We start from the raw sequence: 17,747 nt of genomic DNA on the forward strand, positions 1-17,747 counted from the left end.
TACCCCATTCGATTTCAACACTTGTTGCTGTTAAATTAGCAACACGTCCATTTATTGGTAAATAACAGCTAGGGGGAACAATTCCATTGATATACAATTTTGGAAGATATTGGTATCTGCCATAGGTTGATCCTCCTCCTCCCTCCGGAGTATAGAATGTATCTGAAGAACGCAAAATCCCTCTGTATGTATCCGTTGCAAATGTTGCAAACTTAGATCCACTCGAATACCCTGGAGCATCCTCATATACTGCAATGGCTAAATTACTCTCTCCATCCCAGACAAACGGACTATCAAATATAATTTCTGTCCACTCATTTGCAACCAAAGTCACAGTCCCTTGAAAAACTTGTGTAAATTCAGCATGGGGTATCCAATCTGAAGCAGCAGTTCCTGTAAATTCCGCTTTAGTTGTATTGGTCAAATATACAGTCCAAGTATTGTAATTTGCAACAGAACCTGTTCCTGTATAATAAAGCTTTATGCGTTCAACAAGCCCTCTATCTTCTAAAACATCACCAACCTCTTCTGCTGTATAAATCATTTGAGACCAGTTATACGCGTTTAGTGAATAAAGAGGTAAATAGCTATCTTGTCTACTTCCACCTCCAATAACTCCTTCTTCAGAAGTAGTAAAATTTAGCGCTTCTGAAAATAATGATGTTTCATCCTCTGCACAAATGGCGCGAACATATAAAGAATAATTTGTATTAGGTGTTAAATTAGATACCTCGACTGGTAACGTAGTTAAGTCCGTTACCGTGTTAGAAGTTACGAGACCCGTAGCACCAGAACCTGCTGCTCCTTCTGTCCTAACTTCATAGTAAATCGATTGCGTCGTCTCTCGCTCTGTTACGTTAAACGTTAACCCTGTTGCAGTGGTTCTAAGAATAGTTGGAAGAACCATAGGGCACATAATTTCTGTACCAAAAGTTATTTTTAAATTGGGTCTAGTTGATATGGCTGTTAAATTAGCAACCGGTAGTTCATTATCTCTTTCTACACCAAAATGCATATTGGTCGCTGTCGATGCTTTGATCATTAATCCATCAAAACCATCGCTATTACCGCCACTTCCAAAATTGGTTTCCACTAATACCAATAAATTATTGGTTCCTCCACCATAATTGAACGACGTATCGAAATTTAATGTATTAAAACCAATTACACTAGGTGTAAACATTCTATCAAAAACTAAAGTAGCTCCCTCAGTAAAAGTCTCCCATAAACCTGTAGAAATAGTCGTTGATGAGACTTCCTTTAAATATATTTTCACAGGTCTTGCTCCTTTAATCGCACCAATATCCCAAGCAAGCATATTGATGAATCCGGTTTGACCAATTTCTGTAGCAGTGTAAAGAGTAGCTGATCGCGAGTAGCCATAATGACTACTTAACGGTCGTCTTTCCATCTCTGTACCGGTGCCAATTGTCACTTCTTGTCCGTAAGTAAAAAAGATACTTAGTAGAAAGAAGAACAACATGGTAATTTTCTTCATACGAATTCGTTTTAAGTTAGTTATTTCCAAATATAGCATTTTTTTAAAACAACATTAACAAAAAATAAAGTTAACACAAATATTCCAAAGCTCCAATTTTAGATAAAAAGCAAATAAAAAACTACAATTTATAACAAAAACAATGGCTTACTTAATTTTTTATTTTCAACCAAACCTTGCCTCTATCAATAACTATTAACAAATTTCAGTACAGCTATTGTCGACTGTGACAAGCCTAAAAATCGTCTTTTTTTTTTTATACTCTACAAAGACGAAAATTTCCAAACATTTAAGCAACAAAACACCCAAGCCATATTTTTTTACTAATTTTGTTTCCATAGACACTATATATATGATTGAAAGAGAAGACATAAATTTTGAACGATCTGTCATTGTTGGTATTATCAATAGAGATCAGGATGAGGCGAAGTTAAATGAGTACTTGGATGAACTTGAGTTCTTAACGATTACGGCCGGCGGCGAAGTACACAAGCGCTTTAGTCAAAAATTAGATCAGCCTAATCCAAAGACCTTCTTGGGAACAGGGAAGATGGAGGAAATCAAATACTATATTGTCGAACATGACATTCACACCGTAATATTTGACGATGAACTTTCTCCAGCTCAACAAAAGAATATCTCAAGGCTGTTGGATTGTAAAGTCTTGGATCGAACCAATCTAATCTTGGATATTTTCGCTCAACGCGCACAGACCTCTTATGCGAGAACACAGGTAGAGCTCGCCCAGTTTCAATACCTACTTCCTCGTTTAGCAGGGATGTGGACCCACTTAGAAAGACAGCGTGGGGGAATTGGAATGCGTGGACCTGGAGAAACTGAAATCGAAACGGATAGACGTATCGTTCGCGACAGAATTACTTTACTACGTGAAAAATTAAAGGTAATTGACAAGCAAATGGCTTCTCAACGCAGCAATCGCGGTGCTATGGTTCGCGTAGCCCTCGTAGGTTATACCAACGTAGGGAAATCAACGTTAATGAATGCCATTGGAAAAAGTGAAGTTTTCGTTGAAAATAAATTATTCGCAACTTTAGATACGACAGTTCGCAAAATCGTGATTGGTAATTTGCCTTTTCTACTTTCTGATACAGTAGGTTTTATCCGCAAACTACCTACGCAATTGGTTGAGTCGTTTAAAAGTACCTTAGACGAGGTGCGCGAGGCTGATTTACTGTTGCATGTTGTCGATATTTCACACCATGACTTTGAAGATCACATCGCATCTGTAAACGAGATTTTAAAGGACATTAAAAGTGATGACAAACCAACGATCATGGTATTCAACAAAATTGATGCCTATCACCCCGCAGTGATTGCAGAGGATGACTTGATGACTGAACGCACGTCTCGTCACTATTCTATTGAAGAATGGAAAAAAACATGGATGAACAAAGTAGGGCCAGACAACGCTATTTTCATCTCTGCTACAAACAAAGAAAACTTCGAGGAATTTAGAAAAACAGTATACGAAGCAGTACGACATATTCACGTTACCCGTTTCCCCTACAACAATTTTTTATATCCCGATTTTGACCATTTAATTGAAAACAACGAAAACGAAGAAAAAAACGAGGACGAATAAATTTAACTTTTTTTGAGGGTATCCGCAAGATAAAAAGTTGTAATTTTATTCTTTACTTTATCAAAGTCAATTCATTATGCTTATTACTCGCTTAATCAATACTAATTTCTCTTCTAATTTGAATCGCATCTGCTATTCGAAGGGGAATTTCTATGGATCAAGGATAAGCTAATTATTATATTATTTATTCAACGTTTCAAGGCTCCTCATTCGAGGGGCCTTTTTTATTTATTAATTTTAATACAATATACATTTATGCGTAAACAGGAAATTTTACAAACCGAAAAATCCATTGCTCTAATTAAACAACTCTTTGCTACAAGTTTAAGTGAAAACTTAAATTTGTATCCGATCTCTTCACCTATGCTTGTCCATGAAGGCACGGGTATCAATGACGACCTCAATGGCGTAGAAAAAGCGGTTTCATTTCCTGTAAAATTCTTACCGAATAACGCTGTAATTGTACACTCGCTGGCCAAATGGAAGAGAATTCGCCTACAGGAATTAACGTTGCCCTTATATGAGGGAATACTAACGGATATGCGTGCCATTCGCGCTGATGAAGACTATAGTCCGATTCACTCTATTTACGTAGATCAATGGGATTGGGAGTTGCGGATAGCCCCTTCTAACCGATGTTTGAGCTATTTAAAAAACGTGGTTCGCACCATCTATCAAGCGATTAAAGACACGGAAACTGCCCTTTGGCAACAGTTGGATATTGCACCGATACTTCCCCCTACTATTGCTTTCATACAAGCAGAACAACTTGTCCAACTGTATCCTACATTGACGTCCAAAGAAAGAGAGCAAGCGATAACAAAAGAACACAAAGCTGTATTTATTATTGGGGTAGGTCATCCGTTATCGGATGGAAAGCCCCATGATAGTCGAGCCTCAGACTACGACGATTGGAGTACCCCTACAGAAGATGGATATCGCGGTTTAAACGGTGATCTCTTGGTTTGGCACCCAATCCTTGAACAACCCATTGAACTGAGCTCTATGGGTATCCGTGTAGATCGAGAGACTCTAAAACACCAGCTCGAAATCACTGACACCTCAAACCGAACCAACCTGTTCTACCATCAACTGGTGCTCAACGATCAACTGCCCTTGAGCATTGGTGGCGGAATCGGACAATCGCGTTTGTGCATGTTTTTACTTCGAAAACGACACATTGGCGAAGTTCAAGCCAGTTTATGGCCCGAAGAAGTAAAACAACAAGCGACCCAACAACACTTGCACTTGTTGTAATAAAAAAAGCTCGAGCAATGCTCGAGCTTTTTTTATGTTACTATCCTTCCTTAAAAAGTATAGTTTACTCCTAAACCAATCATTTCGCGTAATTGGAAACCTTGGTATGCTTTGTCATCGTAAATCGCTTGGAAAGTCAAGTTTGTAGATAAATACTTGTTCACTTTCAAAACCACGTTCAATTGATAATCCATCACCACATTTTCTGGTTTCTCTAAATAGTTTGAATACAAGTTTAAGATATTCTCAATAGAAACATTTTCCATTGGATTAAACTTGTAGTACCCATTAATTGCCATACCCAGCTGGTACTCCATTGTTTTACCTTTTTCCACCCCAAAAGCATCTCCGAATTCAGTAAAATGCTTGTGAACCATGATAAAACGAGAAGTCGCAGGTGCGATGTTAACTTTTAAGTTATCATCGTGTTTCCACAATAAACCAGGTCCTATTTGCAAGTAAGCAGGAGACATAAAGTGTGTATTCTTATTCCCATCTTTATCCCAACCAGAATCCATCTGTGTTTTAAAGTTCATGAAGAATGAGTAATACCACTTGTTGGTCATTTGCTTACCAAGTAAAGAGGTGATTTCTAAACGGTCATCCGTTTTCTTTTCTTTTTCCCCTTTCAATTTGGTTAGACCATAACTCACTTGAAATTTGTTATCCCAAGTCCAATCGTCTTTTTTGTAATTTAAATCGTAATTTAAATTTACATTTCCAGCAAGGTTATTGTCCCCTCCTGCTTGCCAGTTTGAAAAACTAGACTGATTTGCGATAAGGGCGAAATTCCCTTTTGAAGTCCAATTTTTTTGAACTTCCGTTCCTTCAGCTTCCTGAGCTTGTGCGGAATACAACATAAACACAGCAGCAATGCTAAGCAAAAATTTTTTCATAATACTGTTATTTTAACACGAAAATAACAATAAAGGTCGGAAAAGACAAAAAAAAATTACTTTTTTGCTAAACGTTTATAAACAGGCACGGCTGAACATGCCTCACCAAACATTACTGATCTAGCTGTATTCATCATTAACTGCGTCACTAAGACATAGGCTTCTTCGGGAATTTCCTTTTTGGAACACCCCTTGATAATGATGGGTAAATCCTGGTATTGGCTGTAATCGATAGCGAATAATAACTCCTGATAGATCGATTGTTCTAAATGGTGTTTATCCCCTAAAAATACGCGTTTGGCAACAGGTTGTAAATAGCTAGTGAGCAGCATATACGCCCATCCTGGTAGGATGGCATCAGTAGAGCAAAACAACCCCACATAAGCGTCTTGGTATTGACTCCAATCCACTTCTTTCAACGCCGCTCTGAAGTCTTTTTCTCTTAACACAAAGCCCTCGTATAGCCATTGTGCAATGTCGATTTCCATTCGCGGATTATCGGGATACATATCCTCTAAATCAAAGACAACCAACGCACTATTGGCTACTTTATTTACAATTTCTCCTTCCATATTACAGTAATCCCAACTCTAGTTGTGCTTCTTCACTCATTAAATCCTTAGACCACGCAGGTTCAAAAGTCAACTCAACTTCCACGTTATTCACTTGATCAATGGATTTCACTTTTTCTTCTACTTCCATTGGCAACGTTTCCGCTACTGGACAGTTTGGCGAAGTCAAAGTCATTAAGATCTTTACGTCATTTGTTTCATTGACAAATACGTCGTAAATCAATCCCAATTCATAGATATCTACAGGGATTTCTGGATCGTAAATTGTTTTTAATATTTTAACAATATTCTCTCCTAATTGTTGTACGTCTATTTCTTCCATACTAAAAACTCTTTCTTTTAATTAAAAATTACTTGGCTTGAAACGCCAAAGCGTACATGCGAATTTGTTTAATCATCGAAACTAAACCATTAGCGCGTGTGGGTGATAAATGTTCTTTCAAGCCGATTTCATCAATAAAAGACAAATCAGCTTCTACGATATCTTTGGGTTTTTGATTGGAAAAAACACGAATTAAAATAGCAATGATTCCCTTAGTAAGAATGGCATCACTATTGGCCGTAAACACGATATTACCCTCAATATTTTCGGCGTGTAACCACACTTGAGATTGACAACCTTTGATTAAGTTTTCTTCTACTTGATATTGTGTCTCAATAATGGGAAGTGTCTTTCCCAATTCGATAATATACTCATAGCGTTGCATCCAATCCTCAAACATAGAGAATTCATCTATTATTTCTTCTTGTGCTTCTCTTATAGTCATATTCTTCTAATTTCAATTTGCTTTATGACAGCATTTGTTTCGCTTTTTTCACGGCTTCTACCAAGATGTCTATTTCCTCTTTTGTATTGTAAAAACTAAAAGAGGCTCTAATCGTACCAGGGATGCCAAAGAAATCCATAATCGGTTGTGTACAATGGTGCCCTGTTCGTACAGCAACACCTAGTTTATCTACAATTACACCAACATCATAAGGGTGTAACCCTTCGATATTGAACGAAATAACCGAGGTTTTATTGATTGCAGTTCCCACAATATACAATCCTTCAATTTCGAGCAAACGCTGTGTTCCGTACGTCAACAACTCATGCTCATAGGCTTGAATATTGTCAAATCCTAAAGCATTTAAATAATCCAAGGCATGTCCTAAAACAATACCACCAGCGATATTCGGTGTTCCCGCTTCGAATTTATGGGGTAAACACGCATAGGTTGTCTTTTCAAATGTTACCGTTTTAATCATCTCACCTCCTCCTTGATAGGGGGGTAATTGATTCAACCAAGCTTCTTTACCATATAGGACACCTGTTCCGGTTGGTCCACAAATTTTATGTCCTGAGAAAACGTAAAAATCGCAATCCAGTTCCTGTACATCGGGTTTAATATGCGGCGTCGCTTGTGCCCCATCAATTAAAACCGCAGCACCTACAGCATGAGCTTTGGCAATCATTTCCTTAATTGGATTAATGGTTCCCAAGGCATTTGATATATGAGAAACAGCCAATACTTTCGTATTCGGAGACAATAATGTATCGAATTCGTCCATGATCAATTCCCCCTGCTTGTTCATTGGAATTACTTTCAGTGTAGCCCCAGAACGCTCACAAGCAAATTGCCAAGGCACAATATTCGAATGGTGTTCCATAGCCGAAATCAACACTTCATCTCCTGCTTTTAACAAAGCGCCAAAACCACTGGCAACTAAGTTAATCCCAAACGTTGTTCCCGGAGTAAAAATAATCTCTCGATCTTCTTTGGCATTGAGGTGTTGTTGTACTTTTTTTCTCGATTCTTCATATGCATCCGTCGCTAATTGACTCAACGTGTGAACCCCGCGGTGAATATTCGCATTAATCGTCTCGTAATAGTTTTTGATTGCTTCTTCAACCACTTTGGGTTTTTGAGCTGTAGCAGCATTATCAAAATACACCAAAGGTTTTCCATTCACCTGCTGTTGCAAGATTGGAAAATCATCTCTAACTGCTTTTATATCGAACATAATCTGTCTTTTTAATCAAAATGATATACAAAGATAGTGAATCCCATTTGTTTGTAGAAAACAATCTATTCGCAATACAATACCTCGTTTATTAAAAAATAGACGCTTTATTTACTAAAACACCCTATACCCTTTACTTCTAAAAGAGGAAAAGTAAAAACTTTACGCCTAAATACCTTAAATGCAATACCTAAGGATTTTAGTTTTTACTTTACTATTTAGCTTTTCTTTCACAAAAGATGGAATCCGATGGCGCGGATTACTATTTTTTTACAATCGTTCTTTGCTATTCACAAGCTACATAAATACACTATATCTACATCAGTCGAAATTAACCTGCAATACCCCCCTTCCCTTATAGGAAAAAAAAGCTCAAATGGCTTTGTTTTTATTCATACAAGAAGTATAAACAACTGTTATTCAGCTATTTATTTTGTTTTGTTTTAGTTTTGTTTGGGTCTTCTTCGATAAACATGTGTGTTTACGGGGGATTACCCCCCATTTACCGAAGGTGACTCGAACATGACTCGAACAAAACCCGAACAAACCCCAATCCCTTTCCATTTTACTGCGAGAAACTAAATACTGATTTTTCAACTAAATTCATATATAAACAAAACGCTTCGTCCGATGGCGCGGATTTGATCCATGCCTTTATCTATTCCGAAATAGAACACAAAAAAACCCACCTAAATTAGATGGGTTCTATCTTGTTACGCTTATTAGACCGTCTCTTTGTCTTCTAAGTATAAACGTTTATTTTTTTGCGTCTTTTTTAATTTTTTCTTCTACGCGTTTTACGCGTTTTTCACTGTCTGGATGACTGGAAGACATCTTAGCTCCAAGTGATTTATCAGCCCCATACTCTTTTTCCATGTCAGCAAACTTTTGAAATCCATCCGCCAGAGCTTGTGGATTTTTACCATTCGCAACTAAGAATTTGTATGAGTAATCATCCGAATCAGTTTCTTGTTTACGAGAGAAAGAAGCACCCATTAGTTTTTCGGACATACCACCTAGGTCAGAATTCATTAAATCCGCTACAGTTCCCTTAGTAGAACCAACATATTTTGTTGCTGCTTCAGCTAATAAAATTTGCTTATATGCATTTTTCGTGTGCTCTAACTTCACGTGTCCAATCTCATGTCCAATAATCGCCAACAATTCATCATCTGTCATAATATCCATCAACGAAGAGAATACGCGTACGCTTCCATCCGCACAAGCAAATGCGTTGATATCTGTGACGTAATATACCTTGTAGTTTAAGTTTAGTCCGTCGTAGTTTTTGTACGGCCCAAAAATGCGCTCTAAGCGCTCTGCATACTCGCGCATGTCTTTTTGCTTTGACGTTAGCTCACAAACGGGATTGTTTTCATCCATCCATTTGATTGCTTCTTGTGCTGATTGCTTGATTTCAGCATCCGATACTGTAAAAGCCGAAACTGCTGTAGAGATTGCATCAATTTTTTTTCCACTCAATTTTCCCAATTGAGCCTGAGCCGTTGTCATTCCCAAAAATGCAACAGCTGCTGTAAACAAAATTTTTTTCATAGTTCTTTTTTTAATACTCCAAATATACTGCAAAAAAAGCTTCCATTTAGCCCCCATTATTGTCAGATTGACAAAACGAATATCAACCCAATTCATTCTAGTTTCACTATGCTCTGAGAAGGCGTCCTTTGTTGCCTTTTGCTTTTCGTTTTTTTTAACATATCCGCAGGATACCACGACATTAGGTATAATTTAAAATTAATCTTAATATATTTTGTTTCAGCCTAAAAAACCCTATTTTTGCCTCTATTCAGATTTAATTAAAATAAGAATCCGGTATGAAAAGAACTGCCATTTTAGTCCTACTCGCGTTATCTGTAATCGCGTGTAAAAACAGCAAGGAAGAGAAAGCTGTTGAGACAACTAACACTGAAGCAACGACTTCGAACGAGCGTATTGTTTCCTTAAACGGAGCCATTACAGAGACTTTAGTTGATTTGGGTCAACGCAATAATATCGTGGGAATCGATGTTACAAGTACCTATCCGACTGATTTAAATACGACTGCGACACAATTAGAGCACGTAAATAAAATTAACATTGAAGCGTTATTGGCGTTAAAACCAACAATTGTATACATTGCAAAAAAGGATTTAAACGACAATTTAAAGAAACAATTAGAAGAGGCAAACATCAAAGTAGTAGTTATTGACCAGGTGTATTCTGTTGAAGGAACAAAAACCTTAATCAAAGATATTGCTACAAGCTTAAATCTAACGGATTACGAAGCCTTAGTCGCTAAAATTGACCAAGATCAAGCCCAATTAAAAACCCTTGAAAACAAGCCAAAAGTTCTTTTCATCTATGCACGAGGTGCTGCCAACTTGTTTGTAGCGGGTAATAATACACCGATGCAAAACATCATTGAATTAGCAGGTGGACAAAATGCAGTAGCAGGGTTCGACGATTTCAAACCACTAACTCCAGAAGCTTTATTAAACAACAATCCGGACTATATCTTGATGTTTGACACGGGGTTACAAAGCATGGGTGGCGTAGATGGCGTTTTAAAAATCGAAGGTTTAGACCGCACCAATGCAGGTAAAAACAAGAAAATCATCGCGATGGATGGCTTGTTGTTAACTGGATTCACTCCTCGTATTGGTCAAGCTGTTACCCAATTAAATCAACAGTTATCAGAATAAGTACACGAACATGCAGAAAAGACTCTCTTTTTACATAGTCACCTTAAGCATTGTCTTATTGAGTATTGCTATTGTGTCTATTTTTTTAGGAGTGTATAACTTTGAGGATAGCAGTCTAAACACCATTATAAACTTACTTTTTCATCCTGAGAAAGTAAATCCCAGTGATCAATATGTTATTACGCATGTTCGATTACCTCGTATTATTATGGCTATTTTAGCAGGAGGTGGTTTGGCTTTATCTGGTACAGCGTTACAGGGGATGTTTAAAAACCCTTTGGCTTCACCAGATTTGATTGGAATCACCTCTGGATCCGTATTATTTGCTTCAATAACCATTGTTTTAGGCGCTTTTATTAAACCTTTCATCCCTGAGGTTCTTCACTATTCGCTTTTGAGTATCATGAGCTTTTTTGGAGCGATCTTAACGATGAGTTTTGTGTATAAAATGTCCACAGTTGGCGGAAAAACCAACATCAGTATACTCTTGTTATCTGGAGTTGCCATTACAGCGCTATCGGGTTCTATTACGGGTTTGTTGACGTTCATCTCCAACGATGAAGAATTGAGAAACCTAACATTTTGGACTTTGGGTAGTTTAGCTGGTGCCACTTGGACGAAAATAGGAATTTTAACAGTCGTAATTGGCGTATCCCTATTTTATTTATTAAATTTAGGTAAAGCATTAAATGCCATGATGTTAGGCGAGCGAGACGCCAATCATTTGGGCATTACAGTAGAACGCATTAAAAAGCGAATTATCCTATTTTCTGCGTTAATGGTTGGGACCATCGTTGCCTTTACAGGAACGATTGGATTTGTTGGCTTGGTTGTACCGTATATTTTGCGTTTAATCTTCAAGTCCAACTACTATTTTATCCTTCCGTTATCCATACTTGCGGGTGGTATACTATTGCTTCTAGCTGATGGAGTTAGTCGAACCTTAGTTCCGCCAACAGAAGTTCCAATTGGAATTTTAACCGCCATCATGGGAGCTCCTGTTTTTATTGCCATTTTAATTAAATTCAAAAAATCACTGTAACATGATTGAAGCACTAAAAGTTAGTTTTAAAGCCAAAGATAGATTCCTTATTAACGACATTGATTTTAGTTGTAATAATGGGGAATTTATTGCTGTATTAGGTCCAAATGGTGCAGGGAAATCCACTTTTTTGAGCTTACTTGCTGATGAACTACACCAACCAGGTAATCGCATCTTATTAAAAGAGTGTGAATACCCCAAATGGTGCAAGAAAACATTGCCTAAACACAAAGCTAAATTCTCTCAATCATTTAATACTGATATTCCGCTACAGGTTGAAGATGTAGTCATGATGGGACGTTATCCCTATTTTGAACACACGCCATCTGAAGAAGATAAAAAGGCGATTCAACACAGCATGGAATGCATTGATGTGTGTCCGCTGCAACATCGCGAATACAACCATCTATCAGGAGGTGAGAAACAACGCGTACACTTAGCGCGCGTCTTATCTCAACTCAACAATTCGATCGAAAATAAATTGTTGTTTTTAGATGAACCCCTCAATAATTTAGATGTCTTACATCAACACAAGATTCTCGATCTTATCAAAGATTTTACCAAACAAGGTAATACGGCTATTGTGGTGATCCACGATTTGAATATCGCCGCCCAATATGCCGATCGCATCCTTTTACTCAACAAAGGAGAAAAAGTACACTATGATACACCCGAAAAAGTACTGACACAAGAGACTATTTCTCAAGTGTACAAATTCCCGTGTATTGTAACGAAAAACCCAGTTAACAATGCTCCATTAATCATCTTTGGAGTCTAAAACGTATACCGAAATGAATACCGAAATAGCAACATTAAAAGACCGTTGGGCTAAATTAAAAGAAGAAAATCCCCGTCTTCGCATTCGAAACGCTGCTGCTGAACTAAATGCAAGCGAAATGGAATTACTTGCTACCACGTTAGGAGAAACAGCTACTTTATTGCGTCCTGAAATGGTTGCCATCTTAAGCGAGATTGAATCGTTGGGAAAAGTAATGGCTTTAACGCGTAATGACGAATGTGTACACGAACGCAAAGGGGTATATAGCAACCCAGATTTCTCTAATCCACATGCAGGTTTATTCGTTAACCCTGACATTGATTTACGCATCTTCTTGTCTCACTGGAAATTCGTTTTTGCCGTAGTGGAAGAAACGGGAAATACCGTGCGCAAAAGCTTGCAGTTCTTTGGTAAAGATGGAGAAGCTATCCACAAAATTTACCTAACAACTATTAGTAATGCGGAAGCCTTTGACGCTTTAGTTGAAAAATACAAAGAAGACGTTCAAGAATTTACAGGAAAAACTGAACCTTACATCCAAAACTTAGACGAGCGTTTAGACGAAGAGGTTGATGTAGAAGGATTTAGACAAGAATGGGAAAGCCTAAAAGACACGCATAACTTCTTTAGCTTGCTAAAAAAATACAATGTAACACGAACGCAAGCCTTGCGTTTAGCACCGAGTGAATTTTACGCGAAGCCCATTGCAAAAGAGTCAATTATCACGCTATTAGAGCAAGCTTCTACAGAAAAAACACCGATCATGGCTTTCGTTGGAAACAGAGGAAATATTCAAATCCACACTGGAGAAATCAACAAAACAATGTGGCACCAAAACTGGTACAACATTTTAGATCCCGATTTCAACATGCACTTGGATATGGATAAAGTAGCACAAACATGGATTGTGCGAAAACCAACAGAAGATGGCATTGTAACAGCCGTGGAAGTATTCAATGAAATGGGTGAAATTATCATTCAATTCTTTGGAAAAAGAAAACCAGGAATTCCAGAATTAGAAACGTGGAGAACAATCGTTTCTCAACTGAACTAAACCAAAATAATGAAAAAAAAGAGCATCCTTCCACTTGATAGATGCTCTTTTTATTTTGAATACTATTGCATTTGTTTTTGAATTTTGTAACTTAAAAAACTTTGATTTCTTAACAAAAAAAATCAAATCAAACAAACGTTGTTCACCTCAATCTGCGACGAATCAAGGGAAATACAGGGCTAAAAAAGTTATTAACAATATTTGATAACTTAATCTAAAATAAAGTTGACATCATAGCTTCTAAATAGTAACTTAGCACTATTCTCTTTTGTCTATTTGCGTTTTCTTAAGAAGGTAAAAGCAAGGGAGTTAAGCAAAAAATGAGGGATCTTTTCACATCGAAAGTCACGTCTATACTACCTTTGTGAAAACTACGTCTGTTATTAATTTAAAAATATATTGCTATGTCTATTTTTGATAAAAGAGTTAACTATAAACCATTTGAATACCCAGGTATTTACCAATTTACTGAAGCGATTAACAAGTCTTTTTGGGTACATAGTGAAGTAGATTTCACAGCAGATACTCAAGACTTCCACTCGCACTTATCCAAAGAAGAGCAATTGGCAATTAAACACAGTTTATTAGCCATTGCACAAATTGAGGTAGCAGTAAAAACGTTTTGGGGAAATCTATTTCTTCATTTTCCAAAACCGGAATTTAATGGTCTAGGTGCTACTTTTGCTGAATGCGAATTTAGACATTCGGAAGCCTACTCTCGCTTGTTGGATGTATTGGGTTACAACGACGAATTTGAAGCTTTGCTTACCATTCCAGTAATCAAAGAACGCGTGGAGTATTTATCTTCTGTTCTTGAAAATTCAAATAATAGTACAGACAGAAAAAAATACGTCGTTTCTTTGATTCTCTTTTCTTTGCTTATTGAAAACGTATCGTTGTTTAGTCAATTTGCCATCATCTTATCTTTTACAAGATTCAAAGGATTAATGAAGAACGTAAGTAATATCATTGCTTGGACCTCTGTTGATGAACAAATTCACGCCAATGCGGGGATCTACATTATCAACATCATCCGTGAAGAATATCCTGATTTCTTTGATGAAGAGCTAATCAACCACGTGAACGACGTAGTTCGTACCTCGATTGATATTGAAGCGAAGATCTTAGATTGGATTTTTGAGACAGGCGCTATTGAAACAGTAAACAAACACGATCTATTAAACTTCATGAAGTTTAGAGTAGATGAAAGTATGTTAAAAATAGGCTTGAAAAAGGTGTACAATATCACCCAGGAGCAATATAAACCGATGGCGTGGTTTGAAGAAGAAGTATTTGCGAATAGCTTAGACGATTTCTTCGCCAAAAGACCCGTAGACTATACGAAACACGACAAGAGTATAACCGCTGAAGATTTATTCTAATAACCCCTTTAATTGCACAAAAAACACTATGAACAATTTCGCATTACCATTAGAAGTAAAAGAGAATGACAACCTACAAGAAAAGCTATGGTGGAAGAACTCAGAGAGTGAGCAAATCCTAAATAGAGGCTATTTGTTGAAGGGAGAAACAGTTGAAGGAGCAATTGACCGTATTACAACGGCAGCTGCAAAACGTTTATTCAAACCTGAATTAAAAGAATCATTTCAGGAAATGATTGAACGCGGTTGGATGAGTTTAAGTTCACCGATCTGGGCTAATATGGGAACAGAGCGTGGCTTGCCAATTTCTTGTTTCAACGTGAATATTCCGGATAGTATTGAAGGGATTACACACAAATTGGGAGAAGTAATCATGCAAACCAAAATTGGTGGAGGTACTTCAGGTTATTTTGGAGGCTTACGCGAAAGAGGTAGTGCGGTAACAGACAATGGAAAAAGTAGCGGAGCCGTAAGCTTTATGAAGCTTTTTGATACAGCGATGGACACGATTTCTCAAGGAGGAGTAAGACGTGGTGCATTTGCAGCTTATTTGGATATTGATCACCCAGACTGTGATGAGTTTTTAAACATTAAAAATATCGGAAATCCAATCCAAAACTTATTTTACGGGGTAAGTATTCCGGATTATTGGATGAAAGAAATGATTGACGGAGATAAAGAAAAAAGACAATTATGGGCAAAAGTACTGGAAAGCAGACAGCAAAAAGGAATGCCTTACTTATTCTTCTCTGACAACGTAAATAGCAATAAACCACAGGTATACAAAGATTTGAACATGCGCATCAACGCAAGTAATCTTTGTTCAGAAATTATGTTGCCTTCTTCTGATGACGAATCATTCATCTGTTGTTTATCTTCCATGAACTTGGAGTTATACGACGAGTGGAAAGATACAGAAGCAGTTAAATTAGCAATCTTCTTCTTGGATGCTGTATTACAGGAATTCATTGAAAAAACAGAAGGAAACTACTATTTAGCTTCGGCGAATCGCTTTGCGAAACGACACAGAGCTTTAGGTTTAGGTGTTTTGGGATGGCATTCTTACCTACAAAAAAACATGATTCCTTTTGAAGGGTTAGAAGCGAAAATGTTGACAAACAAAATTTTTGAGGACATCAGTGCTAAAGCAGATAGAGCCTCTCAAGAATTAGCGCGTATTTACGGTGAACCTGAAATCTTAAAAGGATATGGTAGAAGAAATACAACGACCATGGCTATCGCACCTACAACGTCATCTTCTGCCATTTTAGGTCAAACATCGCCTGGAATTGAGCCTTTCAGCAGTAACTACTACAAAGCAGGATTGTCTAAAGGAAACTTCATGCGTAAAAACAAATACTTAACGGCTTTATTGGAGTCTAAAGGAATGGATAATGAAGAAACGTGGAGAAATATCATGCTTTCTGGAGGAAGTGTTCAACAACTAGAAGGCTTAACAGAAGAAGAAAAAGCTGTTTTCAAAACATTCAAAGAAATCAGCCAGCTGGAGATTATTCAACAAGCAGCGATCAGACAAAAATATGTAGATCAAGCACAAAGTTTGAACTTGAATATTCCATCTTCTCTTCCAATTAAAGACGTAAACCGCTTAATGATTGAAGCATGGGAATTAGGAGTTAAAACGCTATACTACCAAAGAAGTCAAAGTGTTTCTAAAGAAATGGTGACTAACTTAGTAAACTGTAGCAGTTGCGAATCGTAATCACAAAATAAAAAAAGCCTCAAAAGGAATCCTTTTGAGGCTTTTTTGTTTCATATTCAACTTCCTATTTCCGATGAGACCTCTACCTCAACGAAAAATGCATTCTAAGCTTCCTAGTTCTATTTTTTTACTTCTTTCTACCAATCCAGGTTATAGTTGAATTTTGTGGCTTATTTCAGCTTATTTCTCCTTCAGCTAAAAAAGTAAGCACTTCGATCTCATACTCTAATCGAGTTAATTCGAGCAGTTTTTTCCTATCTACACTAATCAAACATAAATCCCCTTGATCAACTGCTTGGAATAGTTGTTTTTGTAAACAATAACCTCAGCCCAAAATATTCTTCTTTGAACCACACAAACCAAATGACTTCCTCTTCTTCACAAAATAGAGTCTCCTCATATACAGCATATTTTAATGCATCAGCATAGGCTTGATCCATCGGCAAATAGTGCTGGTTGTTTGAATCATAATAAGGGAATCTCTTTCGTTTAACTGTTTCGGATCGACTTACGTCTTGGCAAAATGAAGTATACAAGATCAATTCTTCACCCTGATAGATATCGACTAACGTATACGAAGCAAACGCCTCAATTAGTTGCTTTTTATACAAGGAAATTTTTAGTTTTTGGATATTAGAATTCACCACACTTTACATAAAATTAAATTGACACTTGTTATAAGTGAAAACACCTCAACCTTTGATATAGGTAGAATTTCATTCAAAAACTAAGGTTAATTATACAATTGACTATCTTCTTTGATACTAAAATCTTTTCAGCAAGACTATTTTATTCAGCATAATCCTCTTCCTCCTCTTTCTTATATACCCTACATCTTTGAAAGACTAATCCAGATACAACCAATTCAAGATGCCAATTTTCTTCCTCATTAAAAAATCGCAATTGAATCCAATTTCCTTCTAATTGCTTTACACTTACTTGACAAATCTTTTTGGTATTATTAGTCCAATTAAAGGTTTTTACTGCTTTGATAAAACTATCGCTCAATTCAATTTCAACTGTGTCATAGTCCATGAGCCACCTTCCCCATTTTTCAACCGCTATTGCAGGCTTTATGGAGGTACGGATGCACAAGGTATAATACGATAAATCAGTTGAAAAAGAGACAACCGTTACTTCTGTTAGTCCTGCTGGGTATAACTGCTTCAAAAAATAATTGCGCATGATAATTTCTATAATATTCATGGCACATTCCGATAAACAAATAAGCACTTCAAT

General features: G+C 37.0%; 16 protein-coding genes and 1 pseudogene. 8 read left to right on the top strand and 9 right to left on the bottom strand.

Annotated elements, in window-relative coordinates; translation table 11 throughout:
• Positions 1-1,498 (bottom strand): annotated as a pseudogene (locus tag ACPDHL_RS09655) (hypothetical protein); the annotation flags it as partial.
• A 352-nt stretch (positions 1,499-1,850) separates the two neighbouring features.
• Between ACPDHL_RS09655 and hflX the strand changes: the two are divergent.
• A complete protein-coding gene (hflX, locus tag ACPDHL_RS09660; protein ID WP_430532559.1) occupies positions 1,851-3,101 on the top strand; it encodes a GTPase HflX in 1,251 nt (416 codons plus the stop codon).
• A gap of 255 nt (positions 3,102-3,356) precedes the next feature.
• On the top strand, positions 3,357-4,358 hold the full coding sequence (asnA, locus tag ACPDHL_RS09665; protein WP_430532560.1) for an aspartate--ammonia ligase: 1,002 nt from the start codon (positions 3,357-3,359) through the stop codon (positions 4,356-4,358).
• Between the two features lie 50 nt (positions 4,359-4,408).
• On the opposite strand, the gene ACPDHL_RS09670 is transcribed toward asnA, so the two are convergent.
• The 6 genes from ACPDHL_RS09670 to ACPDHL_RS09695 all read right to left on the bottom strand — a co-directional run bounded on the left by ACPDHL_RS09670 (position 4,409) and on the right by ACPDHL_RS09695 (position 9,384).
• Positions 4,409-5,254, bottom strand: coding sequence for a DUF3078 domain-containing protein (locus tag ACPDHL_RS09670; RefSeq protein ID WP_430532561.1), 846 nt, complete (start codon positions 5,252-5,254; stop codon positions 4,409-4,411).
• 56 nt (positions 5,255-5,310) lie between these two features.
• Positions 5,311-5,826 (bottom strand): DUF2480 family protein, encoded by a 516-nt coding sequence (locus ACPDHL_RS09675; protein ID WP_430532562.1) that lies wholly within the window; start codon positions 5,824-5,826, stop codon positions 5,311-5,313.
• Position 5,827: 1 nt separating this feature from the next.
• Positions 5,828-6,148: an iron-sulfur cluster assembly protein gene (locus tag ACPDHL_RS09680; RefSeq protein ID WP_430532563.1), complete on the bottom strand. Its 321-nt coding sequence runs from the start codon at positions 6,146-6,148 to the stop codon at positions 5,828-5,830.
• A gap of 28 nt (positions 6,149-6,176) precedes the next feature.
• Positions 6,177-6,593 (bottom strand): SufE family protein, encoded by a 417-nt coding sequence (locus ACPDHL_RS09685; protein WP_430532564.1) that lies wholly within the window; start codon positions 6,591-6,593, stop codon positions 6,177-6,179.
• Positions 6,594-6,615: 22 nt separating this feature from the next.
• The gene (locus ACPDHL_RS09690) at positions 6,616-7,830 is read right to left on the bottom strand and encodes an aminotransferase class V-fold PLP-dependent enzyme (protein WP_430532565.1); all 1,215 of its coding nucleotides are present in this window, start codon (positions 7,828-7,830) and stop codon (positions 6,616-6,618) included.
• Between the two features lie 756 nt (positions 7,831-8,586).
• Positions 8,587-9,384 (bottom strand): M48 family metallopeptidase, encoded by a 798-nt coding sequence (locus ACPDHL_RS09695; protein WP_430532566.1) that lies wholly within the window; start codon positions 9,382-9,384, stop codon positions 8,587-8,589.
• A 278-nt stretch (positions 9,385-9,662) separates the two neighbouring features.
• Between ACPDHL_RS09695 and ACPDHL_RS09700 the strand changes: the two genes are divergently transcribed.
• From ACPDHL_RS09700 to ACPDHL_RS09725, 6 genes are all read left to right on the top strand, one after another.
• Positions 9,663-10,529, top strand: a complete 867-nt coding sequence (locus ACPDHL_RS09700; RefSeq protein WP_430532567.1) for a heme/hemin ABC transporter substrate-binding protein — start codon at positions 9,663-9,665, stop codon at positions 10,527-10,529.
• A gap of 10 nt (positions 10,530-10,539) precedes the next feature.
• Positions 10,540-11,571, top strand: a complete 1,032-nt coding sequence (locus tag ACPDHL_RS09705; RefSeq protein ID WP_430532568.1) for a FecCD family ABC transporter permease — start codon at positions 10,540-10,542, stop codon at positions 11,569-11,571.
• 1 nt (position 11,572) lies between these two features.
• Positions 11,573-12,349: a heme ABC transporter ATP-binding protein gene (locus ACPDHL_RS09710; RefSeq protein WP_430532569.1), complete on the top strand. Its 777-nt coding sequence runs from the start codon at positions 11,573-11,575 to the stop codon at positions 12,347-12,349.
• 13 nt (positions 12,350-12,362) lie between these two features.
• Positions 12,363-13,403, top strand: a complete 1,041-nt coding sequence (locus ACPDHL_RS09715) for a hemin-degrading factor (protein WP_430532570.1) — start codon at positions 12,363-12,365, stop codon at positions 13,401-13,403.
• Positions 13,404-13,807: 404 nt separating this feature from the next.
• A complete protein-coding gene (locus tag ACPDHL_RS09720) occupies positions 13,808-14,785 on the top strand; it encodes a ribonucleotide-diphosphate reductase subunit beta (protein ID WP_430532571.1) in 978 nt (325 codons plus the stop codon).
• 28 nt (positions 14,786-14,813) lie between these two features.
• Positions 14,814-16,508: a ribonucleoside-diphosphate reductase subunit alpha gene (locus ACPDHL_RS09725; protein ID WP_430532572.1), complete on the top strand. Its 1,695-nt coding sequence runs from the start codon at positions 14,814-14,816 to the stop codon at positions 16,506-16,508.
• Positions 16,509-16,795: 287 nt separating this feature from the next.
• Here the strand turns inward: ACPDHL_RS09725 and ACPDHL_RS09730 are convergent, their stop codons facing one another.
• Together ACPDHL_RS09730 and ACPDHL_RS09735 are read right to left on the bottom strand one after the other, a co-directional pair.
• Positions 16,796-17,119: a hypothetical protein gene (locus tag ACPDHL_RS09730; protein ID WP_430532573.1), complete on the bottom strand. Its 324-nt coding sequence runs from the start codon at positions 17,117-17,119 to the stop codon at positions 16,796-16,798.
• Positions 17,120-17,297: 178 nt separating this feature from the next.
• On the bottom strand, positions 17,298-17,714 hold the full coding sequence (locus ACPDHL_RS09735) for a hypothetical protein (RefSeq protein WP_430532574.1): 417 nt from the start codon (positions 17,712-17,714) through the stop codon (positions 17,298-17,300).
• Positions 17,715-17,747: the final 33 nt, after the last annotated feature.

Origin of the sequence: Myroides sp. C15-4, from assembly GCF_050522745.1 — a bacterium.
Taxonomy (GTDB): domain Bacteria; phylum Bacteroidota; class Bacteroidia; order Flavobacteriales; family Flavobacteriaceae; genus Flavobacterium.